The organism is Pseudomonas sp. CHM02, from assembly GCF_000612585.1.
Lineage (GTDB): Bacteria > Pseudomonadota > Gammaproteobacteria > Pseudomonadales > Pseudomonadaceae > Aquipseudomonas.
Genome location: NZ_JFCA01000022.1, coordinates 1 through 25,455, shown reverse-complemented (window position 1 = coordinate 25,455; position 25,455 = coordinate 1). Strand labels below are relative to the sequence as shown.

General features: G+C 59.7%; 30 protein-coding genes and 1 pseudogene. 26 read left to right on the top strand and 5 right to left on the bottom strand.

Annotated features, from left to right (window positions below):
- Positions 1-5: 5 nt before the first annotated feature.
- From BM70_RS31285 to BM70_RS31270, 21 genes are all read left to right on the top strand, one after another.
- The gene (locus BM70_RS31285; protein WP_025856635.1) at positions 6-278 is read left to right on the top strand and encodes a hypothetical protein; all 273 of its coding nucleotides are present in this window, start codon (positions 6-8) and stop codon (positions 276-278) included.
- A 3-nt stretch (positions 279-281) separates the two neighbouring features.
- Positions 282-833 carry a hypothetical protein gene (locus BM70_RS0114290; protein ID WP_025856634.1) on the top strand — a complete coding sequence of 184 codons (552 nt, stop codon included), beginning with the start codon at positions 282-284 and terminating at the stop codon, positions 831-833.
- 2 nt (positions 834-835) lie between these two features.
- Positions 836-1,198, top strand: a complete 363-nt coding sequence (locus BM70_RS0114285; RefSeq protein WP_025856633.1) for a phage head closure protein — start codon at positions 836-838, stop codon at positions 1,196-1,198.
- Positions 1,191-1,712, top strand: coding sequence for an HK97 gp10 family phage protein (locus BM70_RS0114280; protein WP_025856632.1), 522 nt, complete (start codon positions 1,191-1,193; stop codon positions 1,710-1,712). The genes BM70_RS0114285 and BM70_RS0114280 overlap by 8 nt, the downstream gene beginning before the upstream one ends.
- 69 nt (positions 1,713-1,781) lie before the next feature.
- On the top strand, positions 1,782-2,369 hold the full coding sequence (locus BM70_RS32385; protein ID WP_081782071.1) for a hypothetical protein: 588 nt from the start codon (positions 1,782-1,784) through the stop codon (positions 2,367-2,369).
- Between the two features lie 62 nt (positions 2,370-2,431).
- Positions 2,432-3,022, top strand: a complete 591-nt coding sequence (locus tag BM70_RS0114270; protein WP_025856631.1) for a hypothetical protein — start codon at positions 2,432-2,434, stop codon at positions 3,020-3,022.
- On the top strand, positions 3,019-3,213 hold the full coding sequence (locus BM70_RS0114265) for a DUF2635 domain-containing protein (protein ID WP_025856630.1): 195 nt from the start codon (positions 3,019-3,021) through the stop codon (positions 3,211-3,213). The genes BM70_RS0114270 and BM70_RS0114265 overlap by 4 nt, the downstream gene beginning before the upstream one ends.
- Positions 3,213-4,709: a phage tail sheath subtilisin-like domain-containing protein gene (locus BM70_RS0114260; RefSeq protein WP_025856629.1), complete on the top strand. Its 1,497-nt coding sequence runs from the start codon at positions 3,213-3,215 to the stop codon at positions 4,707-4,709. Before BM70_RS0114265 ends, BM70_RS0114260 begins: the two co-directional genes overlap by 1 nt.
- A 72-nt stretch (positions 4,710-4,781) precedes the next feature.
- Positions 4,782-5,129, top strand: a complete 348-nt coding sequence (locus tag BM70_RS0114255) for a phage tail tube protein (RefSeq protein ID WP_025856628.1) — start codon at positions 4,782-4,784, stop codon at positions 5,127-5,129.
- Positions 5,126-5,422: a phage tail assembly protein gene (locus BM70_RS0114250; RefSeq protein ID WP_025856627.1), complete on the top strand. Its 297-nt coding sequence runs from the start codon at positions 5,126-5,128 to the stop codon at positions 5,420-5,422. The genes BM70_RS0114255 and BM70_RS0114250 overlap by 4 nt, the downstream gene beginning before the upstream one ends.
- Before the next feature lie 130 nt (positions 5,423-5,552).
- Entirely contained in the window at positions 5,553-7,601 is a 2,049-nt protein-coding gene (locus BM70_RS0114245) for a phage tail tape measure protein (protein WP_025856626.1), read from the top strand.
- A 3-nt stretch (positions 7,602-7,604) separates the two neighbouring features.
- Positions 7,605-8,855 carry a DNA circularization protein gene (locus BM70_RS0114240; protein WP_025856625.1) on the top strand — a complete coding sequence of 417 codons (1,251 nt, stop codon included), beginning with the start codon at positions 7,605-7,607 and terminating at the stop codon, positions 8,853-8,855.
- Between the two features lie 3 nt (positions 8,856-8,858).
- Positions 8,859-9,974: a phage baseplate assembly protein gene (locus BM70_RS0114235; protein ID WP_025856624.1), complete on the top strand. Its 1,116-nt coding sequence runs from the start codon at positions 8,859-8,861 to the stop codon at positions 9,972-9,974.
- A complete protein-coding gene (locus tag BM70_RS0114230) occupies positions 9,971-10,480 on the top strand; it encodes a phage baseplate assembly protein V (protein WP_025856623.1) in 510 nt (169 codons plus the stop codon). The genes BM70_RS0114235 and BM70_RS0114230 overlap by 4 nt, the downstream gene beginning before the upstream one ends.
- Positions 10,477-10,875: a phage GP46 family protein gene (locus BM70_RS0114225; protein ID WP_025856622.1), complete on the top strand. Its 399-nt coding sequence runs from the start codon at positions 10,477-10,479 to the stop codon at positions 10,873-10,875. The genes BM70_RS0114230 and BM70_RS0114225 overlap by 4 nt, the downstream gene beginning before the upstream one ends.
- Complete coding sequence (locus BM70_RS0114220; RefSeq protein ID WP_025856621.1) at positions 10,865-11,905, top strand: baseplate J/gp47 family protein; 1,041 nt, start codon at positions 10,865-10,867, stop codon at positions 11,903-11,905. Before BM70_RS0114225 ends, BM70_RS0114220 begins: the two co-directional genes overlap by 11 nt.
- Positions 11,893-12,492: a YmfQ family protein gene (locus tag BM70_RS0114215; protein ID WP_025856620.1), complete on the top strand. Its 600-nt coding sequence runs from the start codon at positions 11,893-11,895 to the stop codon at positions 12,490-12,492. The genes BM70_RS0114220 and BM70_RS0114215 overlap by 13 nt, the downstream gene beginning before the upstream one ends.
- Before the next feature lie 10 nt (positions 12,493-12,502).
- The gene (locus tag BM70_RS31870) at positions 12,503-13,978 is read left to right on the top strand and encodes a hypothetical protein (protein ID WP_025856619.1); all 1,476 of its coding nucleotides are present in this window, start codon (positions 12,503-12,505) and stop codon (positions 13,976-13,978) included.
- Positions 13,975-14,523, top strand: coding sequence for a hypothetical protein (locus BM70_RS0114205; protein WP_025856618.1), 549 nt, complete (start codon positions 13,975-13,977; stop codon positions 14,521-14,523). The genes BM70_RS31870 and BM70_RS0114205 overlap by 4 nt, the downstream gene beginning before the upstream one ends.
- 131 nt (positions 14,524-14,654) lie before the next feature.
- A complete protein-coding gene (locus tag BM70_RS0114195) occupies positions 14,655-15,080 on the top strand; it encodes a cell wall hydrolase (protein ID WP_025856617.1) in 426 nt (141 codons plus the stop codon).
- A complete protein-coding gene (locus BM70_RS31270; RefSeq protein ID WP_043274253.1) occupies positions 15,080-15,580 on the top strand; it encodes a lysis system i-spanin subunit Rz in 501 nt (166 codons plus the stop codon). The genes BM70_RS0114195 and BM70_RS31270 overlap by 1 nt, the downstream gene beginning before the upstream one ends.
- Here the strand turns inward: BM70_RS31270 and BM70_RS0114185 are convergent.
- A complete protein-coding gene (locus BM70_RS0114185) occupies positions 15,561-15,917 on the bottom strand; it encodes a hypothetical protein (protein ID WP_025856615.1) in 357 nt (118 codons plus the stop codon). The genes BM70_RS31270 and BM70_RS0114185 overlap by 20 nt on opposite strands.
- 446 nt (positions 15,918-16,363) lie before the next feature.
- Here BM70_RS0114185 and BM70_RS0114180 point away from each other — a divergent pair, with 446 nt between their 5' ends.
- Entirely contained in the window at positions 16,364-16,756 is a 393-nt protein-coding gene (locus tag BM70_RS0114180; RefSeq protein WP_025856614.1) for a nuclear transport factor 2 family protein, read from the top strand.
- Between the two features lie 182 nt (positions 16,757-16,938).
- Here the strand turns inward: BM70_RS0114180 and BM70_RS0114175 are convergent, their stop codons facing one another.
- From BM70_RS0114175 to BM70_RS0114165, 3 genes are read right to left on the bottom strand one after another with little or no spacing between them, the layout of a single operon-like run.
- Entirely contained in the window at positions 16,939-18,357 is a 1,419-nt protein-coding gene (locus BM70_RS0114175; protein WP_025856613.1) for an efflux transporter outer membrane subunit, read from the bottom strand.
- A 2-nt stretch (positions 18,358-18,359) separates the two neighbouring features.
- Positions 18,360-19,922: a DHA2 family efflux MFS transporter permease subunit gene (locus BM70_RS0114170; protein WP_025856612.1), complete on the bottom strand. Its 1,563-nt coding sequence runs from the start codon at positions 19,920-19,922 to the stop codon at positions 18,360-18,362.
- Positions 19,915-21,024 (bottom strand): HlyD family secretion protein, encoded by a 1,110-nt coding sequence (locus BM70_RS0114165; RefSeq protein WP_025856611.1) that lies wholly within the window; start codon positions 21,022-21,024, stop codon positions 19,915-19,917. Before BM70_RS0114165 ends, BM70_RS0114170 begins: the two co-directional genes overlap by 8 nt.
- A gap of 99 nt (positions 21,025-21,123) precedes the next feature.
- Here BM70_RS0114165 and BM70_RS0114160 point away from each other — a divergent pair, with 99 nt between their 5' ends.
- A complete protein-coding gene (locus BM70_RS0114160; RefSeq protein ID WP_025856610.1) occupies positions 21,124-21,837 on the top strand; it encodes a CerR family C-terminal domain-containing protein in 714 nt (237 codons plus the stop codon).
- Between the two features lie 14 nt (positions 21,838-21,851).
- Here the strand turns inward: BM70_RS0114160 and BM70_RS32380 are convergent.
- A pseudogene (locus BM70_RS32380) lies at positions 21,852-22,013 on the bottom strand (SDR family oxidoreductase); the annotation flags it as partial.
- A gap of 234 nt (positions 22,014-22,247) precedes the next feature.
- Between BM70_RS32380 and BM70_RS0114150 the strand changes: the two are divergent.
- From BM70_RS0114150 to BM70_RS0114135, 3 genes are all read left to right on the top strand, one after another.
- Positions 22,248-22,712, top strand: coding sequence for a hypothetical protein (locus tag BM70_RS0114150; RefSeq protein ID WP_025856608.1), 465 nt, complete (start codon positions 22,248-22,250; stop codon positions 22,710-22,712).
- 310 nt (positions 22,713-23,022) lie between these two features.
- Complete coding sequence (locus BM70_RS0114145) at positions 23,023-23,631, top strand: LysE family translocator (RefSeq protein ID WP_025856607.1); 609 nt, start codon at positions 23,023-23,025, stop codon at positions 23,629-23,631.
- 322 nt (positions 23,632-23,953) lie between these two features.
- On the top strand, positions 23,954-24,961 hold the full coding sequence (locus BM70_RS0114135) for a GlxA family transcriptional regulator (protein WP_081782070.1): 1,008 nt from the start codon (positions 23,954-23,956) through the stop codon (positions 24,959-24,961).
- Positions 24,962-25,455: the final 494 nt, after the last annotated feature.

Genomic DNA, 25,455 nt, shown 5'->3' with positions numbered 1-25,455 from the left:
ACATCATGACCGATATGAAAATCGTCACATTCAAGCAGGGCTGGCGCGGATACGCAGTCGGGGAAGTTGCTGGTTTTGACTCTGCCGCTGCAGACGCCTTGATTGAGTCAGGCCGAGCAAAGCTTTACGTAGAAAAGGCTGCCAGTGGAAAAGCAGCCAAAACGCCTGCTGGCAAGAAATCAGCGGCCAAAAAGCCTGCAGATCAAAAGCCATCGCAGCAGGAAGAGCAGGAAGAGCAGGAAGAGCAGGAAAACGAAGAAATCGACGAGAAGCCATAAGTCATGGCCCGTCGAATTGAGTACTTCGGTGATCCGGTCCTGACGCTTGAGCAGGTGGCGTTTCAGTGTCGTGTCGAGCCGGAGGACATGGCGCCGGAGCTGATCGAGCAAATCATCATCCCTGGCGTCACCACTCAATGCGAGTCGAAAACAGGCGCGGCAATTCGCGGTGCTGTTTACGAAGAAGAGTGGCCCGCAGACAGGCAGAGCGGGCATGCCCTCGATGTTGGCCAGGCAAGCGAAATCGTTTCGGTGTTCTCCCAGCAGGCCGACGGTGGCTGGGTCGAGCAAGTTGGCCCCTTCGAACTGCGCCAGGATCAGCGGGAAAGTTTCATGCACTTCACTGGAACTCGGCCGGTTGGTCGGCTCCGTATCCGTTACAAGGCGGGGCTGGATGTAAGCCTCCACCCCGGCGTACGCAACTGGCTGTTGATGGCGGCGGCGACGATCTACAGACACCCGGAAATGTTCCTGGTGGGACAGACACTCTCTGAGTTGCCGTCAGCGTTTCTTGATCACCTGGTGGCTGAGATCACCGTACCGCCGAGGTTCTGACCATGGCAATGCGCGAACCGAGTGCCGGCGAACTGGACCGGCGTATCACCCTGCGATTGCGGTCAGACACACCGGCGCCTGACCTGGGGCTCGATTCGCTGTTCACCGATCAGAAGCAGCGGTGGGCGAAGATAGAGCCGGTCGGCACCGCTGTCTACGCTAATGGCGTTCAGACAGAGGTGAAGATCACCCACCGCGTCATCCTGTATTACTTGAAAGGCATGAGTGATGCGCATGAGGTTGTTCACGGTGGCTCGATCTATCGGGTGAAGCGTGTGGCTGATATGAATGGGACTCGGCGCTACACGCTGCTGGAAGTCGAGGAGTTGGGCGCGGCTCAGCCTGGTGGGGGGATATATGGCTAACTCAGTTGGTGTTGATGGATACATTCACATCGAAGGCTTCGAAAAGTTCGAACGCGAAGCCTTCGACAAGAAGAAGATCCGCGCAGCAATGCGCAAAGCCGGCAAGTTGGTGCGGCAGCGAGCACAGCTCAACGTGGCATTGTCCCGTGGCCAGGAAAGCTACCCGGTGAATCGCACCGGGGCCTTGCTGGATTCGATCAACTTCAAGGTGTCCCGCTCGGGCTTCCTGGTGAAGATTGCGCCCTACAAAACAGGTGCCATGTCGGAATACTATCCAGCTTACCTGCACTACGGCGTGCGGTTGGGTGGTCGTATCAAGAAGCTGGCACCGGGTGCCGGGAGCGGCAAGAGCAACCGACGCCGTAAGGGCGCCCGCGCTGCTCTGGTCGCTGAACGCAAGAGCAACGGCTGGCGTATTGAGCCTCGGGCAAACTACATGAGTGACGCCCTGCAGGACTCTTCCTCGGCTGTGCGAGCGATTTTGTCGCAAGCTTTTGCGGATGCACTGGGCTGATTGTTTCGCTATGACTTACTGCCTGTAGATGTTGTAGGCTTCCTTTTCGTCATTAAAGGAGTGTTTGTGATGGAAGGGATGTTGTTGGCCTTAAGCCTGGCTATATGGGCTGCCGTATGGGTTCTTGTTGTACGGAAACGCGGCAAGCTGAGCTTGGTTGCGGGCAACCTGGTGGGGGCCATTGTCGGGATTGTCGTTGCAACAGCTGTTCTGGCTGTGGTCGCACCCGAGCCTACAGAGGCCCAAAAGCAGGCGCAGGCGACGATTGATCGCGACCGGCAGGCCGCGAATGAAAACGCGGTTGCTGCGCGGCAGGCAACGGACGAGTCAACGGTAAAGGAAGCCCCGGGCGCCGCTATTGACGAGATCACGCTGCTGTATCTGAAACACAAGGTGTATGCCGATGGATCGGTTTCTTGCACTCCAAAGGTAATTGGTAGTCGCTCCTACGTTGGCTGCGTTGGCGTGCGCGTAGGCGCAACCAGCGCACCTCAAGTTTGGGAGTACGCTGGTGGTAAATTCAAATCCATCAACGGCACCGCAAGTGGCAAAGCCTCAACGACGTTTTCCAACGAAAGCGTGATTGAGGTGTCGCCACTGCCATTGCCGTCTGACATCGACGTTTCTGCAATCGTCGAGCAGTTCAAAAAGAGCTGATCAATATCGACTCAATAAACAACCTCGCCACGGCGGGGTTTTTTATTACCTGGAATTCGCCCATGAAGATCTCCCCAATCGTTGCTCACCTGCGCCAGTACTGCCCAAGTTTTTCAGGTCGCGTAGCGGGTGGCATTGATTTCGAGGCGGTTGCCGCCAGCGCAAAGCTGAGCCATCCCTCAGCGTACGTGATCGCGGTATCCGACAAGGCCGCTGAAAACGATGTTCAGAATGGTCTGCGCCAGGCAATCACCGATTTTTTCGACGTTGTTCTGGTGGTGGATACCCGGGATGAGCGCGGCCAGGAGGCGGCGGACCTCACCCATCTATTCCGGGCGGAGATCTGGCGGGCCTTGATTGCCTGGAAGCCCGCCCCGGAATACACGCCGATCGAGTACGAGGGAGGCGAACTGCTTTCCATCAACCGTAGTCGAGTGGTCTACCGCTTCACCTTCTCGGCCCGCTTCCAGATCGGGCGGAACGCGGCCAATGATCCTGCGGAGACCTGGCACGAACTGGAACTGGATGGGTTGCCCGGATTTACCGGCGTCAACTTTGACATGGACTGCATTGATCCTGCTGACCCCAACCTGCAACGACCTGGCCCGGATGGGCGCATCGAAGTGAAATTCTCAGGAGATGTAACACCATGACCAAGCGCATCACTGTGGTGCCGGCCGCTGGCCGTGCCGTGCCTGACCCGGAGGCTGGCGACCTGTTGCCTGGCGCGGGTCGTGAGGTTCCCGATAACGCGTATTGGCGCCGCCGCTTGGCAGACGGCGACATCACCGTTGAAACCACCACCAAGGCCGCCAAGGCGGCGAAACCCGAGGAGCCTAAATAATGGCTATTGGATTCAGCAATATCCCGGCCGACATTCGGGTACCGCTGTTTTACGCGGAGATGGACAACTCGGCGGCTAACACGGCGTCGTCGGCAATGCGCCGGCTGATCGTCGCCCAGGTCAACAGTGATGCTGCCGGTGACAATATCGGCGGTCTGGTGCTGGTACCAAGCCTGGGCCTGGCGAATAGCATCGGCGGGGCCGGCTCGATGCTCGCCTCAATGTACGAAGCATGGCGCAAAGTGGACCCGGTCGGTGAGGTGTGGTGCCTGCCCTTGCAAAATGACGAAGGCGTTGTGGCCACTGCTACCGTTACGGTCACTGGTGCTGCAACGGAATCCGGACTGCTGAACCTGTACGTCGGCGGCGTGCGTGTACAGGCAACAGTCACCGCCGCCGCAACACCAGCCATCGCCGCCTCGGCGCTGGCGGTGAAGATCAACGCCACGGAAGATCTACCGGTCACCGCTGTTGCAGCGGCAGGCGTCGTTACCCTTACCTGCAAGTGGAAGGGTGAGAGCGGCAACGATATCAACCTGCAACTCAACCGCCTGGGCAGAACAAATGGCGAAGTCACTCCGGCGGGCCTCACGGTTGTTCTGACCAAAATGACTCAGGGAGCCGGTGTGCCCGACCAGGTTGACGCTCTGGCCGCTTTGGGCGATGAGCCTTTCGAGTTTCTGTGCGTTCCGTGGACCGACACCAACACCTTGGACGCCTGGAAGGGGGCGATGGATGACAGTGTTGGCCGCTGGAGTTGGGCCAAGCAACTGTTCGGCCATGTGTACGCCGCCAAGCGCGGAACCTTAGGCACTCTGGTTGCGGCAGGGCAGACGCGCAATGATCAGCATGTCACGATCCAGGCAATGGAGGCAGGTGTGCCCCAGCCGTTTTGGGTGCAGGCTGCGACGTTGGCCGCGCGTACGGCGGTGTTCATCTCTGCTGATGCCAGCCGCCCGACGCAAAGCGGTAGCCTACCAGGTCTGGATCCTGCTCCGGCCAGTGAGCGTTTCACGCTCACGGAACGTCAGTCGTTGCTCAGCTACGGTATCGCCACGGCGTATTACGAAGGTGGTTATGTGCGCATCCAGCGCTCAATCACCACGTACCAGAAAAACGCTTACGGCCAGGCGGATAACTCCTACCTGGACAGCGAGACCATGCACCAGTCGGCGTTTATCATTCGTCGGATGCAGAGCGTCATTACCAGCAAGTACGGGCGCCACAAGCTGGCCAACGATGGTACCCGGTTCGGTGCCGGCCAGCCGATCGTGACTCCGAGCACTATTCGTGGCGAGCTGATCGCGCAGTACATGCAGTTGGAGTTGGAAGGCCACGTGGAAAACGCCGAACTGTTCGCCGCGCATCTGATTGTTGAGCGGGACAGTAACGACCCGAGCCGGGTCAACGTGTTGTTCCCGCCTGATTACATCAATGGGTTGCGGGTGTTTGCGTTGCTCAATCAGTTCCGCCTGCAATACAGCGACGCCGCTTAATCCCCCTCGCCGTATTTTCTGACCAACCCTGGCCCGCCCTGCGCGGGCTTTTGCATTCTGGAGACTATGACCATGGGTCAATTAGTGGCGGGTACCACCTACGTAAAAGTGGATGGCGTCCAACTGACTATCACCGGCGGCGCGGAAGCCCCTTTGATGGATGTGAAGCGGGAAACGATTTTTCCGGGCTTCTACAAGGAAGAGGAGTTGGCGCCTTACGTCAAGATGACGGCGATCCTTGAGCCGGGTTTTCCTATCAAAACGTTGGCGAATGGCCGCGATATGACGGTCACGACCGAGTTCAAAAACGGGCGTGTGTACGTCCTGGCCGGTGCGTACCTGGTCGATGAGCCTTCGTTCAAGGCTGACGACGGCACTGTTGAGTTGCAATTCGATGGCATCAAGGGGTCATGGCAATGAGCTTAACAGTAACGTTGCAAGTCCCAATCGAAGCCCACGGCGAGACCGTGACCCAATTGAATCTCCGCCGGCCGACAGTTCAAGAGGTGCGGGCGATAAAGTCGTTGCCCTACAAGATCGGTCAAGACGAAGAGGTAAAAATCGACACGGATGTCGCGGCCAAATATATCGCTGTTTGCGCTGCAATCCCGGCTTCCTCGGTCAATCAGCTGGATCTTTCAGACCTGAACGACCTCGCTTGGGCCGTCACCCGTTTTTTCATGAACGCGGCATCAGCGAAGTCTCCGACCTGATAGCCGTCGCTTATGACTTGGCTTGGTTTTGGAAAACAGACCCTGAGCTGATGATGGCCCGTCCCCTGGATGTGCTCTGTGAATCACTGGAGCACGCACAGCGCATCAATAAAACGCAGCAGGCATAACCATGGATAAGTTTCAGCTCAAGGCGTTGATCACCGGCGTCGACAAGTTGTCGCCGAAGCTTGCCGGAATTCAAAAGAACGTCGGGACGTTTAGGAAGAATCTGGAAAAAACCGGTTTGGGGAAAATCGGCATCAAGGATTTGGTGACTGGCGGCGCACTGGCGGCGCCCTTTGCCATCGGTACGCGGTCGGCCATCGAGTTTGAATCCGAAATGGCGAACGTTAACAAGGTGGTTAACTTCAAAAGCCCGGAGCAATTTAAGCAAATGGGTGACGACATCACCCGGATGTCAGAGGTGCTGCCCATGGCTGCGGGTGATATCGCCAAGATCGTAGCCGCTGGAGGTCAGGCTGGTTTTGCCAGCAATGAGCTGCTGGGCTTCGCTGAATCCGCGGTCAAAATGGGCATTGCTTTTGACCAGACTGCCGATCAAAGCGGGGAGATGATGGCGACCTGGCGAACGTCGTTCAAATTGACGCAGGACGGCGTGACGGATCTCGCCGATCGCATCAACTACTTGGGCAATACCGGTCCAGCAAACACCAAAAAAATCTCAGATATCGTTACCCGCATTGGTCCCCTCGGCGAAGTGGCGGGGCTTGCATCGGGTCAGATCGCAGCACTCGGTGCAACAATGGCCGGAGTGGGCGTGGAGCAGGAGGTCGCGGCTACAGGCATCAAGAATTTCATGTTGGCGATGACTAAAGGGGCGTCGGCGACGAAGGCTCAGTCGCAGGCGTTCAAGGCTATTCGTCTGGACTCCAAGCAAGTGGCGAAGTCGATGCAGACCGACGCTCAGGGCACCATCTTGAACATCCTGGAGCGGATCGGAAAGGTTGATGCTGCATCGCGTGTTGGCCTGCTGACCGAGTTGTTCGGTTCAGAGTCGGTTACCTCAATCGTGTCACTGGTCTCCAACCTCGACTTGCTCAAAGGCAACCTCAACAAGGTGGGTGATGCTTCGCTTTACGCGGGCTCGATGGAAAAGGAATACGCGGCTCGCGCGGCAACAACTGAGAACAACCTGGGGCTTCTGCGAAACGCAACTACCAACGTGTCCAAGGCGATCGGCAATGCAATGTTGCCTGCCGTCAACGCGGTCGTGGACGCAGTTCGGCCGATGGTAGTTCAGTTTGCGAAGCTGATAGAGGCTAACCCCGAAGTGGTGCGGGGTGTTGCGGCTGCCGGGATTGCCTTCACGGCGCTGCGGCTTGGTATAGTTTCGACGATCGTGGCTACCAAGCTGCTTTCGTTTGCGTTGAAAGCCAATCCCATCGGCCTAGTAGCATCCGGCATCGCGCTGGCAGCTGGGCTCATCGTCGCAAACTGGTCAGCGATTGCCCCGTACTTTCAGGCCATCTGGGCCAAGATCAAAGGCCCTACCATGGCTGCCTGGGAGATGTTCAAGACGTTTGCCTCGTGGACGCCCATCGGTTTGATTATGTCGAACTGGGAGCCTTTGACGGGCTTTTTCAAGGCGCTATGGGGAGTGGTTGTTGCGCTCTCTGTACCGGTCATGGACTTCCTCAAAACGATGTTCGATTGGTCGCCGTTGGGGTACATCGTGAGGAACTGGGAACCGATCAGTGCATGGTTCAAGAACCTGTGGGAAAAACTGCGTCCAATCATTGAGCCCATGATGAAGTTTTTCGGCGGCGGGGAGGGTGGTGACGGGCTCATCGAAACCGCCACCAGCAAGGCCAACGCCTTTGCCGATCAGCAGCGATTGCGCAATGCGGGCGTCGGCGGCGGCACTGGTGAGTTCCTTCAGGCGAATGCAGTGCAGATGGCCCAGAGCCGCCAGTTGGCTAACAACTCCCAGCTGGGTATCAATCCCGGCCAGTTGCTGCAGGCCCCCAGCAAGATGGCTGCACCGGGTAGCTTGTTGCAGCAAACCGCCGCTGCCAATGCACAGAACCTCAATGGCAAAATCGACATCAACCTCAACGGCGCGCCGCCAGGCACGACCGTGGAACAGTCGCAAACCAACCAACGCGGCCTGACCATAAAACCCAATATCGGCCAGCGTACAGTCGGCACGCAGAGGTAGCCAATGGAACAAACGTGGCGTGATCAGCTGCTGCTCGCATCGTACCGGGGCATCAGCTTTCTGATCGAGCAGGCCGCCGTGCCGGTCGGTCAGAAAGGCCAGCTGCATGAATTCCCACAGCGGGACGAACCCTACTTCGAAGCCCTGGGCAAACAGGCGCAAGTCCATCGGATGAGCGCCTGGGTGATCGGCGACGATTGCTTTGAGCGGCGCGACAAGCTGCAAGAGGCTTTGCAGACGGAGGGCTCCGGCGAGCTGGTGCATCCCTGGCTTGGCCGAATGCTGGTAAAGGCCGGGGAATGTGAGCTGACTCATGATCGTCGGGAGGGCGGCGTCGCCAGGTTTGAACTGACGTTCTACCCCGACACGCCGCGCAAGTTTCCCACGGCCACGGCGAACACTCGGCAACAGGTGGTCAAGTCTTCGGAAGGGCTATTGGACTCAGCCCTGGCCCGGTACAAGACGGCAATGGAAAAGATCGACAAAGCGCGGCTCAGTGTCATCGGGTTGCGCAACAGCTTGTCGGGCGTCTATGGCGCGATCCAGCGCCAGTTCGCTCCGCTGGTGGGATTGTTCACCAACCTCAGTGGTTTCGTGCAGTCCCTGATCAACTCGCCCGGCGCGCTGGGGGGCTTGTTCTCCAGCTATTTCAGCGACTTCACCGGGCTGGATTTTTCCAGTCCCGGTTCCAGCTACCGCGCAACGGTGGCCACCGCATCGCAACACACGTCGGCTGTGACCGATATCAACACGGTCACCCAGGCCAATGGGGTGGACACCAGTGCCATGGCCCAGGCCACTGCCGATCTGGTGCAGGACGCCCTGTTGGTGCAGGTCGGTTTAATCATCAGCGAGATGCCCGTGTCTATTCGCCCGGCGGTGATGGACTCGGTGCCTGCGATCGATCAACAAGCTGTGTCGCCGGTGGATCGGCCAGAGGTGCCGGTGGCTGATGATGTGATCGAGTTGCGCGACACGCTCAATGAGGCCATTTGGCAGGCATCGCTCAAGGCTGATCCTGATCACTACCGAGCGTTGACCACCATGCGGCAGGTGCTGGTAAAGCATCTGACCGCCGTGGCTGCATCTGGTGTGCGGTTGGTGGACATGACACCCGCTGAAACGCTCCCGGCCCTGGTACTTGCGTACAGGCGCTTTGGCGATTCCACGCGTGCTGGGGAGATCGTGCAGCGCAACCGCATCAGTCACCCAGGGTTTGTTCCGCCGGTGTCGCTCAAGATCGCTCAGGAGTAACCCATGCTCGATGCAGAGAATGCCGTCAGCCTCACCGTTGACGGCTTGGATTATGGCGGCTGGAAAAACGTTGAGATCTCCGCGGGGCTGGAACGTCAGGCCCGCGACTTCAACCTGGGCATAACCTGGAAGTGGCCAGGCCAACCGATCGCGATACCGATTCGCCAGGGCTCCAAATGCCAGGTGCGCATTGGTGGCGACCTGGTGCTGACTGGCTGGGTGTTCGCTTCGCCGATCAGCTACGACGACAAAAGCATCACCCTGACGATCTCCGGTCGATCGTTGACCGCTGATCTGGTGGACTGTGCGGCAATCAACAAGCCGGGTCAGTGGAGCGGGCAGGGCGTGCTTGCCATCGTGAAGGCGCTGGCTGCGCCCTATGGCATCAAAGTACGGAGCGAGATTGCCGACACCGGCACGCTGTCGGATCACACGATCGAACCGGGCGAGACGGTGTTTGAATCCATCGACCGACTGTTGACTCTGTTCCGGGTGTTCTCCACCGATGACGCGACCGGCATGGCCGTGCTGGCGAAGCCAGGGAGTGAAGGCTGGGCGAGCGACAAGCTGGAGGTGGGGCGCAACATCCTGACCGGAGACGCGGGCCTGGATTTCTCAGGGGTTTTTTCTGAGTACCGGGTGCTTGGCCAGCGTAGCGGGACCGACACCGAGTTCGGTGAAAAAGCGGCAGAGGTCTCAGCCGTTGTCACGGATGACCGCACCACGCGCAAGCGGGTGATGATCATCAAGGAGTCGGGCCAGTTGAGCGACAAGCTCGCAATGGACAGGGCTCGTTGGGAAAGCGTCACCCGCATCGGCAAAGCCTTGAGCACCACCTATAAAGTCCAGGGATGGCGGCAGTCGAACGGCGCGCTGTGGAAGCACAACATGTTGGTGCGCGTGGTGGATCCCATCATTGGGATGGACCGCGACATGCTGATTTCCGAAATCACTTATTCGCTCACGGACAGCGGCACCATCACCACGATGGTGGTGGGGCCACCGGACAGTTTCGAGCCCGAACCCAACGACCGCCACAAAGACCGCAAGCTCAAGAAGGGCGGCAAGGCCGACAACTTCGAATACCTACTCCCCGCTGACTGGAAGCCATCCGAATGAGCCTGATGAACTTGCTTGTGCGCGGTACGGTGGTGCTGGGCAACGCCGCGAAAAAAATGCAAGCCCTGCAAATGCGACTGCTCGCTGGTGAGGTCAAAGACAACCTGGAGCATTTCGAGCCCTATGGACTAACCAGTCACCCGCTACCTGGTGCTGAGGGCATCACTGCGTTCCTGGGTGGCGATCGCTCCCATGGGATTGTGCTGGTGGTGTCTGACCGGCGTTACCGGATTCAGTCGATGAAGCCGGGGGAGGTGGCTATCTACACCGACGAAGGCGACAAGATCCACTTCAAGCGCGGTCGAATCATCGACATCGAAACCCAGACCCTGAATATCAAGGCGGGTGTGGCAGTGAACTTCGATACGCCGATGATCACGCAGACCGGGCAGATCGTTTCCGAAGGCGACCAGGTCGCCGGTGGCGTCAGTCAGATTGAGCACCTGCATGGCGACGTGATGCCCGGCCAAGGCCAAAGCGGGCCGCCCGTGGGAGGTGCTGGATGATCATCACACCCAACCGAGAGGCGTCACTGGTGCGTGCTGTGGTGATCAGCCTGTTCACCTGGCGTCGCGCCGCGACGGATGACCCACTCGATGACGATGAGCGTTATGGCTGGTGGGGTGACAGCTATCCCAGCATCGCCGACGACCGTATTGGCTCGCGGCTGTGGCTGCTGCGGCGAGTCAAGCTGACGGCCGATACCCGTCGTGATGCTGAGTTCTACGCCCGTGAGGCGTTGCGCTGGCTGGTTGAAGACGAAGGTGTGACCGACATCGAGATCCTCAGCGAGCAGGCTGACGTCAACCGGCTAAACCTGCGGGTCATCCTCACCATCAGCACCGGGGCGCGCCTGGAAATCAACTCAAACCAACTGTGGCAGGTGATCTATGCCGTTTGAAACGCCAACGTTACCGGTGCTGGTCAGCCGTACCCAGAGTGACCTGGCCAGCGATGCGCTACGGCGCTCCGATGCGCAGGTGTTGTCGCGTGCATTGAGTGGCGTGGCCTACGGGCTGTATGGCTATCTGGACTGGATTGCTGAACAGATCTTGCCCGACACAGCAGATGAAGAAACGTTGGAGCGCATTGCCAACTTGCGCTTGAGCCAGCCGCGTAAGGCTGCCCAGCCGGCCGAAGGTACTGCCAGCTTCACGGCGGCCGCTGGCCGTGTGGTGGATGTTGATACGGTAATGCAAGCCAATGATGGCCGGGCGTACCGCGTGACCGAAGGCGTGACTACTGTCGCGGGTACCAACATCGCCAAGCTTGAAGCTGTCGATGCGGGCGTTCTTGGCAACATTGAACCTGGCATGGTGCTGACGCTTACTCAGCCAGTCGAGGGGCTTGTAAGTACCTTCACTGTGTTGGCGCCCGGATTGATCGGCGGTATCGCTCAGGAAAGCATCGAGTCTCTACGTGCGCGGGTTGTGCGATCGTACCGCGTTATCCCTCACGGCGGCTCCGGCGACGACTACGAAACCTGGGCCTTGGAAGTGCCCGGCATTACCCGTGCCTGGTGCCGCCGTAATTTCCTTGGGCCAGGCACCGTCGGTCTGTTCGTCATGCGCGATGATGACGCAAATCCTATCCCTGACGCCGCACAGCTCGCGGAGGTAAAAGCCTATATCGAGCCGCTGCGGCCCGTCACAGCAGAGCTGTACGTGCTCGCGCCGGTGCAGGTGCCGGTGGTGTACCAGATTCACCTTACACCCGACACCGGCACGGTGCGTGCGGCTGTCGCAGCGCAGCTGCAGGATCTCCACAGCCGCGAGGCTGGGCTGGGCGACAAGCTGTTGATCAGTCACATTCGCGAGTCCATCAGCAGTGCCACGGGCGAAACCGATCATGTGTTGTTGTTGCCAACTGCTGACGTTCCGGCCGCAAGCAATCAGTTGCTGACCTTTGGGGGTTGCCTATGGCTGGATTAAGAACGGCCGAGCAATACCGCGCCCAACTGCAAGCACTGCTCCCGGCCGGTCCTGCGTGGGATCCGGAGTTGGTCCCTGAGGTTGGGCTGATCCTGTCAGGCGTCTCCCTGGAGTTCGCAAGGCTTGACGGCAGAGCGGCGGACCTTCTCAACGAAATGGACCCAGGCGGAGTGAGCGAACTGGTACCTGACTGGGAAAAGATTATGGGGCTGCCAGACCAATGCTTGGGTCTCAATCCGGCGTTTGAGGATCGCCGTCTTGCTGTTCGCCGGCGCTTGGTAGAGGTAGGCGGGCAGAGCCGAGCGTACTTCATCGAAATCGCAGTGAGTCAAGGTTATCCAGGGGCAACCATCTCCGAATACCGAGCGCCCCGTATGGGGCGTTCCCGTTTTGGCGCCGCGCATTTCGGCACGTGGGGCGCCCAGTTTATGTGGGTACTTAACACAGGCGGCCGTCTGCGTACTGGCCGACGATTCGGCGCGAGCTTCTGGGGTGAGCGGTTCGGAACCAATCCTGGAGACGCGCTTGAGTGCCTTATCCGTCGACCGGCTCCGGCGCACACCGTTGTGCACATCAATTATGACTAAGGGGTGAAACGTGGATTTTCCTAAAAGTGTTCCCGGCGTAGGTCTGGTCGATGGAAAGTTTATTGATGAGGATCCGCTGGCCGCCACACCTGGTTCGCTGATTCCTTCTGCTTGGGGTAATGCTGTAACCCTGGAAATGATTAAGGTTATCGAAGATGCTGGCCTCACGCCCGACGAAGACGACAACGCGCAGCTGAGCGCGGCCATTGATCTGAAAATTTCGGAGTCCTCTGTTGCGTTCGCAACCCAGGCCGAGGCCGAGGCAGGCGAGTCGTCTACCAAGGCAATGAGCCCGCTCCGAGTGTTCCAGGCAATTGCCAAGGTGATCACGCAGGCTACTGAGTCAGCGTTCGGCTGGCTCAAGATCGCAACCCAGGCGCAGGTCAATGCAGGCACGGATGATGCTGCAGCAGTGACATCGAAAAAACTGTCAACTGCTCTGCAAAGTCAGTCGGCAACTGCATTCACTACTGCTGGTCCAGCGGGTGCGTTGACGCTTACTCCAGCCCCAGCCATCACGGCCTACTCTAATCAGCGGTTCAACGTGAAATTCAACCGTGCAAGTACCGGCGCGGACACCATCAATATTTCAGGGAAAGGTGCGAAAGCTTTAAAACAATACGACGCGCTTGGTGCAAAGGTTGCGGCGACATTCGCAATCGATCAAATCGCTGATATTCAATATGACGGCACAGATGTTGTATTGATTGATCCTCTTCCAACTACAAACCTAGTTGGCATTCGTGGGGGCGCGCTTAATCTTCGAGTGTCGGCCACGGGAACAGATTCAGTGATTACTATCACTGCTGATGAGTTGCAGGTCGAGAACGCGGCGGGCCAATTCATCACGCTGCGTAACGTGTCATGTACGGCGTCGTTCGCAGTGGCTGGGGCAGGCGGCTTGGCATCTGGCGCTGCCAATAGTCAGCTGGCATCAACTCTTTATTACGTTCATGTGATCTGGGACGGCACCGCACCGAAGGGATGGCTAACCCCGGACGTAAACCCGGCCACTCCACTCCCTGGCGCGTTTACCCACCGGGCTCGGGTTTCCCGAGACTTTACGGATGCTACGGGTAGCAGATTCCCGCTCAGCTATTTGCAGAGAGGTCGCAATGGGCAATACGTGGTTGGAGGAAACGTCCCGGGATTGCCAAGGTTAATCTCCGGCATATCGGGCAACCCGGTCACGCCGACATGGACCCCTGTGCCCTTGGCACCATTCTTAGCACCGACAGATGCAGTCTTGTACCTAGGGCTATACAACCAAGGCGCCTCAACGCAGACAACCGCAGCACCTAACAATTCTTATGGTGCAGTCAACTCCGCAACAAATATGCCGATGTCCAACATCAGTAACAGCTCGGCGAACTCAAACCAGAATAATTTCTTGATGCGGATAGTGCCGGAGAGCGGAAACGTCTATTACGCGTCGAATGCCACAGTTAGCCACCTTAGCGCTTTTGGATGGGAAGACAGCATATGACCGATGCAATCGAAGCTCCAGAAAGCGAAGTTAGCGAAGTTCTGCCGCAGGAAACATTTCTAGGATGGGCGGTCTACTACTGGTTCAACCCGGACGGCACCCCGCATGGGATTAAAAACTGGGTCGGCATTACTTCGATGAATGTCATTACCGAGGGTGTTGTTTTCCTGCCGGCCGACCAAGGGCCGCCAGGGGATCCGGTTTACCCTCCGCCTACCGCTGCTGACATCTTGGCTGGCCAGGCCGCGGTGCTTGCTAGCTTGAATCAAGAGTGCGACTCGCAAAAGGTTGCTCTGACTTCGCGTATCTCCACGCTTCAAGATGCGATCGCCGCCAAGGATGATCCGGATGCCGAAGAGTTCTGGGCTACTCCCGAGGAAGAGGCGGAGCTGCCAGTGCGTAAAACCCAGCTGACGAAGTGGAAACAGTACGGGATCCTGCTCGGGCGTGTTACCAGTCAAGTCGGCTGGCCGCAAGAAGCGTCTTGGCCAGCCAAACCGTCTGGTGGGATGGAAATAAGCTCTTCAGTCTCGAAAACCGCCTGAAAATAGCGGCGCTCGTTAACAATACAGATCAGCTATTGCGCGGGGAAAGCCATGCCGATCACCGAGCAGCAGTTGCTGCAGATTCTTCCGTACGCCGGCCTCGAGCCGGTATTTTTTTGCCTGGAGAAAGTATGAGCGCAACCGAGAAAGACCGCGATGTTTTGGCGCGCACGCTTTGGGGCGAGGCTCGCGGCGAAGGGCTGGCCGGCCAGATTGCCGTGGCCTGGACGATCCGCAACCGCGTGCTCGACGGAAAGGCCAAGTCCTGGTGGGGCGAAGGCTACGCTGGCGTATGCCTGAAGCCGTGGCAATTCAGTTGCTGGAACCAGAACGACCCGAACTACGCCTACCTGAGTGGAGCTAAGCCGATCCCGGCCGCGCAGTTCGCCCAGGCCCAGAAAGCCGCCGACCTGGTGATGTCCGGTGCGGCGGCCGATCCAACTGGCGGCGCCACCCACTACTACGCCACGACCATGCCTAAGGCGCCGGACTGGGCGTCGGGCGCCAAGGAGACGCTGCGCCTCGGTCACCACATTTTCTTCAAGGATGTACCGTGATGACGCCGGGTCAGATCCTGGCGTCGATCCTGCTGGCGCTGTCCATCGGCTTTGGGGGCGCCTGGCAGGTGCAGGACTGGCGCATGGGCGAGAAGCTCGCCGCGCAGGCCGGCCTGCACAAGGATGACCTGGCCACGATCAGCGATGCCGCCACCGCTCAGGCCCGCGCCGAGCAGGGTAAACGCCTGGCCACAGAACAGCAGCTAGCCCGCCAAGACCAACAACACACCAAGGAGTTATCCGATGCCCAGCGTGATCAGGCTCGCCTGCGCGATCGCCTTGCCACTTCTGATTTGCGGTTGTCAGTCCTACTCGAGGATTCAGCCAGTGGCTGCAGCGTGCCTTCCACCCCCGGCGCCGTCGGCTTGGTTCATGCAGCCCGTCGAGCCAAACTTGACCCAGCGCATGCTCAACGAATTATCGCCATCACCGACGCCGGTGACCAAGGACTGATCGCGCTGCGGGCTTGCCAGGCGTACGTCAGGGGTGTGGCCCCCTGAGGACTTTCAACTCCATCAACAGCCGCTGATTCTCCCTAAGTAGGTGATCGCGCTGACCGGTAACTAAATCGATGGGTCGAAAGCTCATATTGTCAGGTGCTTCATCATTCATGGCTGAGTTGCGCTCAAGTGCTTGCCTGAGCGCAGCCTCTGCTGATGCCTTGCCGGTGGCGAGCAGGTCATTCATCTGCACCAGACCGGCTACATTGGCGCGCGCCTTTCTGAGCATCGCCTCAGTCTGGATGAGCTCGTCCTCAAGAAGGGCGCACTGGTGTTGGTACATTTCGAGGGGCGTGGGGCAGCCAAGCCACTTGGAGGTGTCTTCGTCGATGTTCATGGTGGGTAAACTCAGTAACTGTATGTGCATACAGTAATCGAGGTTGTCAGCTGGTGCGACCTCAGGCGACGAAGCGTAGAAAATCAATTCCGCAATGGAAATGAAACCACACGGTTTCAGCGGGCTACAGCCAGCCTAAAATGCTTTAGATGCGGAATAGATCTATGCATAAGCTATTGATAAAAATTGATATTTTCGTGGATTGCAAATCCGCCTACGCCGGTTCGATTCCGACCTCGGCCTCCACTCTTGAAAACCCCGTAGATTAACGTCTACGGGGTTTTTTATTGCCCGAAGAAAAGGGTGGGGGAGCCGAAACTTCAGGGGGGATTGATCAACGAGCAAGCTGAGTCGAGTACGCCTGGCTTCAAAGCTCAAGACAACGCTCCTGACAGGTTCTGTCAGTCGGGTGCTCTATGCTGGTGACTCTATCTAAGGAGGTTCCTATGAAAGACGTTACCCACGCTCTACCACAGGTCATTCTTGAGCATATTCAGGCTCACAACACACCGGATGCCAAGGCATTTGCTGCAACCTTTGCTTCGGACGCTTTACTGAATGACGCGAGCCGGGAATGGTTTGGGGTGGATGCGATCTCAAAGTGGGCGGAGAAGGAAATTTTTGGCGATAACATTCGGGTTGAACTGGTGAGTGCGTACGAAAACCAGGGAACTTACATTGTGCATCTCAAAAATGATGGCGACTTCGACAAAACCGGTTTACCCGACCCCGTCATTCTCACCAATTACATCAGGCTGGCGGGAGACAAAATTACCCAACTGATCGTCTTGCTAAACAAGGTTAATTATCCTGAGCAGCCAGAGCCTGGGGTTCGCTGATATGTAGACTTTGCGGCGGATGGATGGGGACTGGCTCCAGTGCGAGCTGTAATCGTCGCTACAGCGCGTCAGATCTGATTATTGCTCCAAAGGCTTCAGAGCAAACCCCGTGATATCCATCCCCACTTTCAGCCAGATCGGCCTGTTCCCTCAGGTCAGGCGGCGCATGGCGAAGATGTGTGTCACATCGCCCAGCCCAACCCCAATGCCTTGTGCAGCGAAGCAAAATCCTTGAGCAATTCCGCATCCCCCGAAATCCGGCTCTCCTGCGCCTGGTACCGCGTGCGCTCCGCATCCAGCCAATCCAGGGTACTCGCGGTGCCGGCACGGTAGCGTTGGCGAGTGAGGTCGGCCGCACGCACCGCCGAGGATTCCACACTGCGCAGCAGCACCACGTTCTGACGCTGATGCCCGTACCGAGCCAGGGCGACATCGGCGTCGCGCAGCGCACTCAGTACAACACTTTTGTATTGCGCGAGCGCTTCATCGCGGCCGGCCTCGGCGCCTTTGACGCTGGCAGCCACACGGCCGAAGTCCAAGGCGTTCCAGGTCAGTCGCGGCAGGATCAGCCAGCTACCGTTGTCCTTGCGGGCGAGGTGGCCGGGGTCGCCGGCAGAGAATGACAGATCGCCCATCAGGCTGAGCTTGGGAAACCAGTCGGCAGTCTTCTCGCCGATCTGCGCGTTGCTGGAGGCCAGTTTACGTTCGGCGACGCGGATGTCGGGGCGCGCTTTGAGCACGGCGGCGGGATCGGCTACGGGCACCACGCCGGGAATGGCGGGCAGGGCTTTGGCGGTGGCGAGGCGGCTGTCCAGTTCACCGGGTTCCTGGCCGCAGAGCAAGCCGAGTTGGTCCAGGGATTCAACGATGGCGGCTTGCAAGGGCAGGCGTTGGGCCTGGGTGTTTTCTGCCTGGGTGAGGACTTGTTCGAGTTGCAACTGTGAGGCCACGCCACGGCTGCGGCGTTGCTGAGTCAGGTCGAGGGCCTGGTTTTCGATGTCGACGCTGGCGTCGACCAGGGCCAGTCGCGCCTGTTGGTCGCGCAGGTCGGTGTAGGCCTGTACCACTTCGGCCGCCAGTTGCACCTGGGCGTCGGCCAGTTGTGCCTGGGCCGCATCGGCTTGCGCTTGCGCCGCCTCGACTGCACGGCGCGTGCCGCCGAACAGGTCGGCTTCCCAGCTGGCATCGAAGCCGGCGAGGTAGAGCGTCAGCGGGCCACGACCGCCACCGCCGCCACCCAGTGCGGAGGTGTCGGGCGAGCGCAGTTTCAGCATCGCCGCGTCGCCGGTGACCTTGGGCATGCCGTCGGCGCGTGCGCCGCTGAGGCTGGCGCGGGACTGCTTCAAGCGGGCCTGGGCGGTGGCGATATCCGGGCTGTTTTGCAGCGCCATGTCCACCAGTTCATTGAGCGGCGGGTCATTCAACGTTCGCCACCACTGCGCCACGGCGGGTGCGCTGGGCGCTTGGCGGTCGGCATGGGGCAAATGCCCGGCCGCGAGGGTTTTCGGCGCGGCGTTGGGGGCACCTGAGTAGTCCGGGCCCACCGTGCAGGCGGACAGCAGGCCAACGGTCAGGAGCAAGGGAAAGGAACGAGCAATCATGGTTATACCGTGCGCTTTTTGAGGATGAAGATCAGGGGCAGGCACGCCAGCATTGCGAGTCCCAGTACGTAGAACGAGTCGTTGTAGGCCAGCACTGACGCTTGCCGCGCGATGTCATTGGCCAGTTGGGCCATGGCTTGCAACGAGGCGGTGGAGGCGTCGCCGGTCTGTGCCAGGTAGCTGGCGGTGTTGCTGGCCATCTGGTCCTGGGTCAATTGGCTGTTGGCCAGGATGCCTTCGCGCAGCATGTCGTCATGGAAATGACTGCGACGGTCCATCAACACGCCGAGCAGCGCCAGGCCGATGGTGCCGCCGAGGTTGCGTGACATGTTATAGAGCCCGGCCGCATCGCCGGCGTCGCGGGTGTCGACCGAGCGCATGGACAGTTGGCTGAGGGGCATCATCACCAGGATCTGCCCGAAGCCGCGCAGCAGCTGCGACCAGACAAAATCATGGCCGACGCTGTCGGCGGTCAGCTGGGTGTCTACAAAGCAACTGGCCCAATACAGCAACAGGCCTGCGCCGACCATCCAGCGCAGGTCATAGCGGCCAAGCATCCTCGGCAGGATCGGCATCAGCAGGAATGCCGGGATGCCTGACAGCAGCATGATCGAGCCGGATTGCTGCGCGTTGTAACCGGACAAAATGCCGAGAAACTGCGGCACCAGGTACGCCGTGCCGTAGAGGCCGGCGCCCACTGCCGTCCCGATCAGCAACACGCTGCCGAAGCTTTTATTGAGCAGCAGTTGCAGACGCAGGATCGGCGTGCTCGAACGGAACTGGCCCACGGCAATCAGGAAAAACCCCGTGACCGTGGCGATGCTCAGCCACACGATCAACAGCGAATCGAACCAGTGCTCGCGTTGGCCTTCCTCCAGCACGACGGTGAGCGAACTCAAGCCCATGGCCAGCCCCAGAATCCCCAGCCAGTCCGCGCTGATGAAGCGTTGCAGGTTCATGCGCTCGCTGGGCAGGCCGGTGATCAGCAGCGTGATCAGCGCGATACTGATGGGCAGGTTGAGAAAGAAGCACCAGCGCCAATTGATGTTTTCCGTCAGCCAGCCGCCAATCACCGGGCCGAGCAAGGGGCCGAGGATCACGGTCATGCCGAACATCGTGGTGCCGATGGCCAGTTGATGCGGCGGCAGGCGCGTGCGCACGATGGTCTGCGCGGTGGGGATCATCGCGCCACCGGCGAAGCCCTGGCCGATGCGCCCGGCGATCATCGCGCCGAGGCTGGTGGACAGGCCGCAGAACATCGAGAACAGGGTGAACGTCAACGCGGTGCCGATCAGGAACCGACGCAAGCCGAACACTCGAGTCAGCCAGGCGGCGAGGGGGATCATGACGATTTCCGACATCAGGTAGCCGGTGGCGATCCAGGTGCCCTCAGTGCCGGTGGCGCCGATCTGGCCCTGGATCTGCGGCAAGGCCGAGTTGGTAATCGACACGTCCAGGGTTGCCAGCAAGGCGCCCAGCGCCCCGGCGGCGACGGCGATCCAGTCGGTCAGCGAGGCATTGCGCGGTTTCTCGGCGGCCACCCCGGCCATGATTGCCTCAGCCATGGTTGGCGTCCGCGGCGTGGGTGCGGGTGTCGACTTCCACGGTGGCTGACAGGCCAGGCATCAACGCGGCGCGCAGGTCATCCGGCACGTCCAGGGCAATACGCACCGGTACGCGCTGCACGATCTTGGTGAAGTTGCCGGTGGCATTCGACGGCGGCAACAAGGCGAACTGCGCACCCGTGCCAGGCGCCAGGCTGTCGATGTGGCCTTGCAGGTCGCGGCCGGGCAGGGCGTCCACATGCACGGTGACGGTCTGGCCGGGGTGCATGTCACCAATTTGGGTTTCCTTGTAATTGGCGGTCAGGTAGATCGCGCTGATCGGCACCACCGTCAGCAACCGCGTGCCGGGTTGCACGTACTGGCCCACGCGCACGCCACGGTCGGCCACGCGTCCGTCCAGCGGGCTGCGGATGACGGCGTCGTCCACGTCCAATTGGCTTTGCGCTTCGCTGGCCTTGGCCACACCCAGTTGGGCCTGGGCCTGCTTGAGCTGGGCCTGGAGCGTGCCGTAGCGGGTCTGGCTGGAACGCAGCGCCGCCTGTTTGGCCGCCACCGTGCTGCGGGCTTGCGCGAGTTGGTTGTTCAACTGGGCCAGGCGTTCTTCCGGTTCGGCGCCGGAGCGGGCCAGCGGCGCGTACCGGGCCACTTCGGTCTGCGCGTGCCGCGCATCGGCTTCGGCGCCTTGCAACTGGGCACGGGCTTCAGCGATGGTCGAATCCTGTTGTATCAGGTCGGCCTGGGCCTTGGCGTAGTCGGCGTTGCGTGCGGCAATAGTCGCGGAGGCTTCATCACTCACCGCCTGGTATTTACGTGCATCCAGGCGTACCAGCACATCGCCGCGCTTGACGTTCTGGTTGTCGCTCACCAGCACTTCGGCCACGTAGCCGTTGATCTTTGGCGCCACGCTGATGCTGTCGGCTTGCAGGTAGGCATCGTCGGTGGTTTCGATGAAACGCCCGGTGATCCACCACCAGGCGGCCCATGACACGCCCACCAGCAGTGCGACGCCCGCCAGGCTGAGCAGGATGCGTCGGGCCTTGCCGCGTTGACCGTTGACGGTATCTTCATGACTGACCTGAGGGGAGGGAGGTGCAGCGGACATCGAGGTCACTCCAGATTTATAACAGGTGGAATAAATTCCTTTTTTCGCGAATTTTTGTCAACTGGTATATTTTGGTCGGGTATTCGAATGGAGCTGCACATGGCACGACACAAACCTGCCGCCGAGGGTGGTTACCAGCGCGGCGAAGAAACCCGCGCGCGCATTATCGACGCGGCTGTCGAGGTGTTTGGCGAGCGCGGCTACGATGGCGCCTCTACCCGCGATATTGCCACCGCCGCTGGCGTCAATGCGCCTGCGATCCAGTACTACTTCGATGGCAAGGAAGGCGTGTACCTGGCGTGCGTTGAGCACCTGGTCACGCTGTTATGGCACAAGATGTCGCCTTCGGTGGAGGCTGCGGAAAACGCTTTGGACGACGCAGGCTCAGACGATCACGCGCTGATCGACGCCTCACTGGGCATCTTGGGTACCGTGGTGTCGACGATCCAGGACAGCCCGCAGACCACGGCCTGGCGGGCATTCATGGATCGCCATCAAGCCGGCTTGTGTCCGCAAAGTGCGACGATGGCCTTCGAAGAACGTTTCAAGTCACGTATTGCGCGGGTCATCCGTCAACTGATCGCGCGCCTGGCCGGGTTTGCCGTGGAAGACGAGCGCACGGTCATTCACTCGATGGCGCTGTTTACCCAGGGGTTGGCCTTCCGGGTGCAGAAACCCAAGCTGCTCGAAGCCTTGAAGTGGAGCGAAGTGAGCCAGAAGGAAATGGAGCTGGTACGGGATGTGGTGCTGATGCAAGCGCGGTTCACCCTGGAAGGCCTGGCCCGTCACCGTGACCAGCAGACCTCCCGATAACCGCGGTTTGCCGCTTATTTGCCGCCTGTTACATCCAGGAACGTCCCGGTAATAAACGACGCCTCTGAACCGGCCAGCCACAGGATTGCGCGTGCCACTTCTTCGGGCTCGCCACCGCGGCCCATCGGAATGCTGTCCTTGACGCGATCCACGCGGCCAGGTTCGCCGCCACTGGCGACGGTGGCGCCATCGACGATGATCGTTTCGTCGTGCTGCCGATGGAAGTGACGCTGCGGCTGACACGATTCATGTGGAGGGGGGCATGTCTGAGCGACCATTTGCCGAAACTCTGCTGCTCCTTGTGAATTGTTGTGAAGCGCATGATTAATGGCCCATTGCCCATGCTAACGTCGGCGCCAGGCTATCGTCAGCACGACGATTTCATTCGTACCTTCAGGGGAGCAGCGCCGATGTCTACTACCGTAACGCCCGCCGGCAGCGGGGCAAACACGCCTAAAGCGTCACCTTCGGCGTTCGATGACAAGTTGAATATTGCCAAGTCCAGCAAGGTGATCGCCGATTACATGCGCCAGACCGGCAAGTCGGCCATTACCAAGCAGGAACTGACCCAGTTGGCCAACAACGCTTCGGGCAAAGTGCCGACGGATGTCTCCGATGCTGCCAAGTACATGGAGCGTCACCCCGATGTATTTACCGCCATCGAAACCCACGACGTGGCGGGCGCCGATAACCTGTCGGGCGTGTGGAACTTCGACTGGGCCGCCAACGGTGGCCTGAAAGGCACCGCTACCGATGCCATTGCCAAGATGCAAGACACGTTCGACCTGGCGATTGCCAAGTCCGCGCAGATCACCGAAATCAGCACCGCTAAAAAAGCCGAACTGGACTCGACCAAGCAACGGCCGCAGAACTGACGGCGCGCTGTACCGTCGAGCGTGGCGGCGGCCCGCGTCAACGGACAGGCACTGGAGGCAAGCCATGCACAATGGCTTGCCTCTTTTTTTGCCCGTGGCAAATACCGGGCAAAGAAAAGCCCGCGTGGGGCGCGCGGGCTAAAAGGATGTTCATTAGGAGCTGGAATCACCATAGGCGGTTGTCTGTGAAAGGTTTGTGAAAGACTCGGCAAAAAAGTGTATGCCTCAATCTGCCCCTGGCTGTACGGGGCGGGGCGGCCCGTAACCCTCTACTGTCGCAGGCACACCACCTCCGTTTGGATGCCGCGTCATGTTCATGTCTACCAGTCTGTTGTCAGCGTTTGTGCTATTCGCCTTTGTGTCCTCGATCACACCGGGGCCCAACAACACCATGTTGCTCGCGTCGGGGGTGAACTTCGGGTTCCGCCGGTCGATGCCTCATGCGCTGGGGATCAGCATTGGGTTCATGCTGCTGGTGATCTCGGTCGGCCTGGGATTGGGCGAGGTGTTCAAGGTGTTTCCGTGGGCCTACACGGTGCTGCGCTACGCCGGGGCGGCGTACCTGCTGTACCTGGCGTGGAAGATCGCGACGGCAGGTGGCATGTCCGACAGCAGCGATGAGCAGGGCAAACCCATGACCTTCCTTGGCGCAGCGGCGTTCCAGTGGGTGAACCCCAAGGCCTGGATCATGGCGCTGGGGGCGATCACCACCTATACGCCGGCGGAAGGCTACGTCACCAATGTGCTGGTGATTGCGCTGGTGTTCGCGGTGGTCAACCTGCCCAGCGTGTGCGTGTGGGTCGGCTGTGGCAGCGGCTTGCGCAATGTGTTGCGTGAGCCGCGCTGGTTGCGGATGTTCAACTGGTCGATGGCCGGGTTACTGGTGCTGTCGCTCTACCCGATGTTGTTTGTCCACTGACCAGGCCGAAGTCAGACCGGCGAGATGGTTGCCAGCAGGCCGATGCCGATGGTCAATACCAAAAAGCCGAACAGGAAAAGTGCCATCTTGGTCATAAGGCCTCCGAAGGGAAGGGAGTGGGGATGGCGCTATTGTCCGCCCGGGCGGTTTTTCAATACAGACGCAGATAGCAAAGAAAAAACCGTATCAGATGCGCTTTGCACTGTTCTGCTGCGGGCTTTGAGGGCTGGCCGTTTTCTCAAGATCAGTGCCTGAGACAGACCGCGCGTTTCCCCCTAAGATGGCGCCCACTGCATCAACAATAAGAGTGGGCCAACCCTCGATGGAAAGACGTCAATTCAGCGGTGGCATGAAAGGCAAGAACCTGCGCTACCTCAACGAAACCCTGCAGCCGGCGTTGGTCACCCGCGTCGGCTTCCTGTTGCTCGAACACTTCTCCCTGCCCGCATTCACCCAGACCCTCGACACCCTCGTCACCGCCAACCTGCTGCGCCCTGAACTGTTTGCCACGCGCACCTTCGGCTGGAACGACGCAGAAGTCATCAGCGACCTGGGCCTGGTCATCCGTCCCGACGCACGCCTGGATATGGCGGCCCTGCAAGACCTGGAGTTACTGGTGATCTGCGGCGGCTTTCGCACCGAACTCAAGGCCAGTGAAGACTTCATCCACCTGCTGCGCAGCGCTGCCGAACACGGCATCAGCCTCGCGGGCTTGTGGAACGGTGCGTGGTTCCTGGGCCGCGCCGGCCTGTTGCAAGGCTATCGCTGCGCGATCCACCCTGAACATCGCCCGGCGCTGGCGGAAGTGTCCAAAGCCACCCACGTCACCAGCGAACCCTATGTGATCGATCGCGACCGCCTGACCGCTTCAAGCCCGTCCGGCGCGTTCCACATGGCGCTGGACTGGATCAAGGGCCTGCATGACAAAGCCCTGGTCGAAGGCATTGAAGACATCCTGGCCTTCGAAGAGTCCCGCTACCGCCGCATCAAACCCACCGAAAACGTCAGCGTCAGCGCGCCCCTGCGTGAAGTCGTGAAGCTGATGGACGCCAACCTCGAAGAGCCTCTGGAACTGGACCAACTGGCGGTCTACGCCGGCCGCTCCCGCCGGCAGTTGGAGCGTTTGTTCAAAGAACAACTGGGCACCACGCCCCAGCGCTACTACATGGAACTGCGCGTCACCGAAGCGCGCCGCCTGTTGCAGCACACAGAGCTGTCACAGGTAGAGGTGCTGGTGGCGTGCGGGTTTGTCTCGCCGAGTCATTTCAGTAAGTGCTACAGCTCGTATTTCGGATATCGCCCCTCCAAGGAAAAGCGGTTGGTCAAGTAGATTGATGACTGACTCAATACCTTTTCAAGGACGGCCCATGTCTCTCACGCTTTTGGAACCCCTTTGTGGTGAGCAGGCTTGCCCTGCGCTGGGCTGCGCAGCCGCCCCAAAAGCCAGGCACTGATGAGTGCCTGATGCACTGTGTTCCTCATTGAATGGGGCCGCTTCGCAGCCCAACGCGGGGCAAGCCCGCTCGCCACAATAGTCTGGTGGTGCTGCCGCTGTCGTTGGCCACAGATGAGCGCTTCAAGGCGGCTGCTGGAAACCCTTGCCAGGTGAACACGAGCCTCCCTTTGTGGTGAGCAGGCTTGCCCTGCGCTGGGCTGCGCAGCCGCCCCGAAAGCCACGCACTGATGAGTGCCTGATGCACTGTGTGCCTCATTGAATGGGGCCACTTCGCAGCCCAGCGGGGGCAAGCCCGCTCGCCACAATAGTCTGGTGGTGCTGCCGCTGTCGTTGGCCACAGATGGGCGCTTCAAGGCGGCTGCTGAAAA

Bases quoted from the DNA above. Each gene is read 5' to 3' on its own strand.
- BM70_RS0114150 (WP_025856608.1), top strand. From the start codon at position 22,248: ATGTCTACTACCGTAACGCCCGCCGGCAGCGGGGCAAACACGCCTAAA.
- BM70_RS0114255 (WP_025856628.1), top strand. From the start codon at position 4,782: ATGGGTCAATTAGTGGCGGGTACCACCTACGTAAAAGTGGATGGCGTC.
- BM70_RS0114165 (WP_025856611.1), bottom strand. From the start codon at position 21,024: ATGTCCGCTGCACCTCCCTCCCCTCAGGTCAGTCATGAAGATACCGTC.
- BM70_RS31270 (WP_043274253.1), top strand. From the start codon at position 15,080: ATGACGCCGGGTCAGATCCTGGCGTCGATCCTGCTGGCGCTGTCCATC.
- BM70_RS0114160 (WP_025856610.1), top strand. From the start codon at position 21,124: ATGGCACGACACAAACCTGCCGCCGAGGGTGGTTACCAGCGCGGCGAA.
- BM70_RS0114280 (WP_025856632.1), top strand. From the start codon at position 1,191: ATGGCTAACTCAGTTGGTGTTGATGGATACATTCACATCGAAGGCTTC.
- BM70_RS32385 (WP_081782071.1), top strand. From the start codon at position 1,782: ATGGAAGGGATGTTGTTGGCCTTAAGCCTGGCTATATGGGCTGCCGTA.
- BM70_RS0114195 (WP_025856617.1), top strand. From the start codon at position 14,655: ATGAGCGCAACCGAGAAAGACCGCGATGTTTTGGCGCGCACGCTTTGG.
- BM70_RS0114225 (WP_025856622.1), top strand. From the start codon at position 10,477: ATGATCATCACACCCAACCGAGAGGCGTCACTGGTGCGTGCTGTGGTG.
- BM70_RS0114240 (WP_025856625.1), top strand. From the start codon at position 7,605: ATGGAACAAACGTGGCGTGATCAGCTGCTGCTCGCATCGTACCGGGGC.
- BM70_RS0114230 (WP_025856623.1), top strand. From the start codon at position 9,971: ATGAGCCTGATGAACTTGCTTGTGCGCGGTACGGTGGTGCTGGGCAAC.
- BM70_RS0114170 (WP_025856612.1), bottom strand. From the start codon at position 19,922: ATGGCTGAGGCAATCATGGCCGGGGTGGCCGCCGAGAAACCGCGCAAT.
- BM70_RS0114235 (WP_025856624.1), top strand. From the start codon at position 8,859: ATGCTCGATGCAGAGAATGCCGTCAGCCTCACCGTTGACGGCTTGGAT.
- BM70_RS0114265 (WP_025856630.1), top strand. From the start codon at position 3,019: ATGACCAAGCGCATCACTGTGGTGCCGGCCGCTGGCCGTGCCGTGCCT.
- BM70_RS0114270 (WP_025856631.1), top strand. From the start codon at position 2,432: ATGAAGATCTCCCCAATCGTTGCTCACCTGCGCCAGTACTGCCCAAGT.
- BM70_RS0114250 (WP_025856627.1), top strand. From the start codon at position 5,126: ATGAGCTTAACAGTAACGTTGCAAGTCCCAATCGAAGCCCACGGCGAG.
- BM70_RS0114220 (WP_025856621.1), top strand. From the start codon at position 10,865: ATGCCGTTTGAAACGCCAACGTTACCGGTGCTGGTCAGCCGTACCCAG.
- BM70_RS0114185 (WP_025856615.1), bottom strand. From the start codon at position 15,917: ATGAACATCGACGAAGACACCTCCAAGTGGCTTGGCTGCCCCACGCCC.
- BM70_RS0114180 (WP_025856614.1), top strand. From the start codon at position 16,364: ATGAAAGACGTTACCCACGCTCTACCACAGGTCATTCTTGAGCATATT.
- BM70_RS0114205 (WP_025856618.1), top strand. From the start codon at position 13,975: ATGACCGATGCAATCGAAGCTCCAGAAAGCGAAGTTAGCGAAGTTCTG.
- BM70_RS0114260 (WP_025856629.1), top strand. From the start codon at position 3,213: ATGGCTATTGGATTCAGCAATATCCCGGCCGACATTCGGGTACCGCTG.
- BM70_RS31285 (WP_025856635.1), top strand. From the start codon at position 6: ATGACCGATATGAAAATCGTCACATTCAAGCAGGGCTGGCGCGGATAC.
- BM70_RS0114215 (WP_025856620.1), top strand. From the start codon at position 11,893: ATGGCTGGATTAAGAACGGCCGAGCAATACCGCGCCCAACTGCAAGCA.
- BM70_RS0114245 (WP_025856626.1), top strand. From the start codon at position 5,553: ATGGATAAGTTTCAGCTCAAGGCGTTGATCACCGGCGTCGACAAGTTG.
- BM70_RS0114145 (WP_025856607.1), top strand. From the start codon at position 23,023: ATGTTCATGTCTACCAGTCTGTTGTCAGCGTTTGTGCTATTCGCCTTT.
- BM70_RS0114290 (WP_025856634.1), top strand. From the start codon at position 282: ATGGCCCGTCGAATTGAGTACTTCGGTGATCCGGTCCTGACGCTTGAG.
- BM70_RS0114175 (WP_025856613.1), bottom strand. From the start codon at position 18,357: ATGATTGCTCGTTCCTTTCCCTTGCTCCTGACCGTTGGCCTGCTGTCC.
- BM70_RS0114135 (WP_081782070.1), top strand. From the start codon at position 23,954: ATGGAAAGACGTCAATTCAGCGGTGGCATGAAAGGCAAGAACCTGCGC.
- BM70_RS0114285 (WP_025856633.1), top strand. From the start codon at position 836: ATGGCAATGCGCGAACCGAGTGCCGGCGAACTGGACCGGCGTATCACC.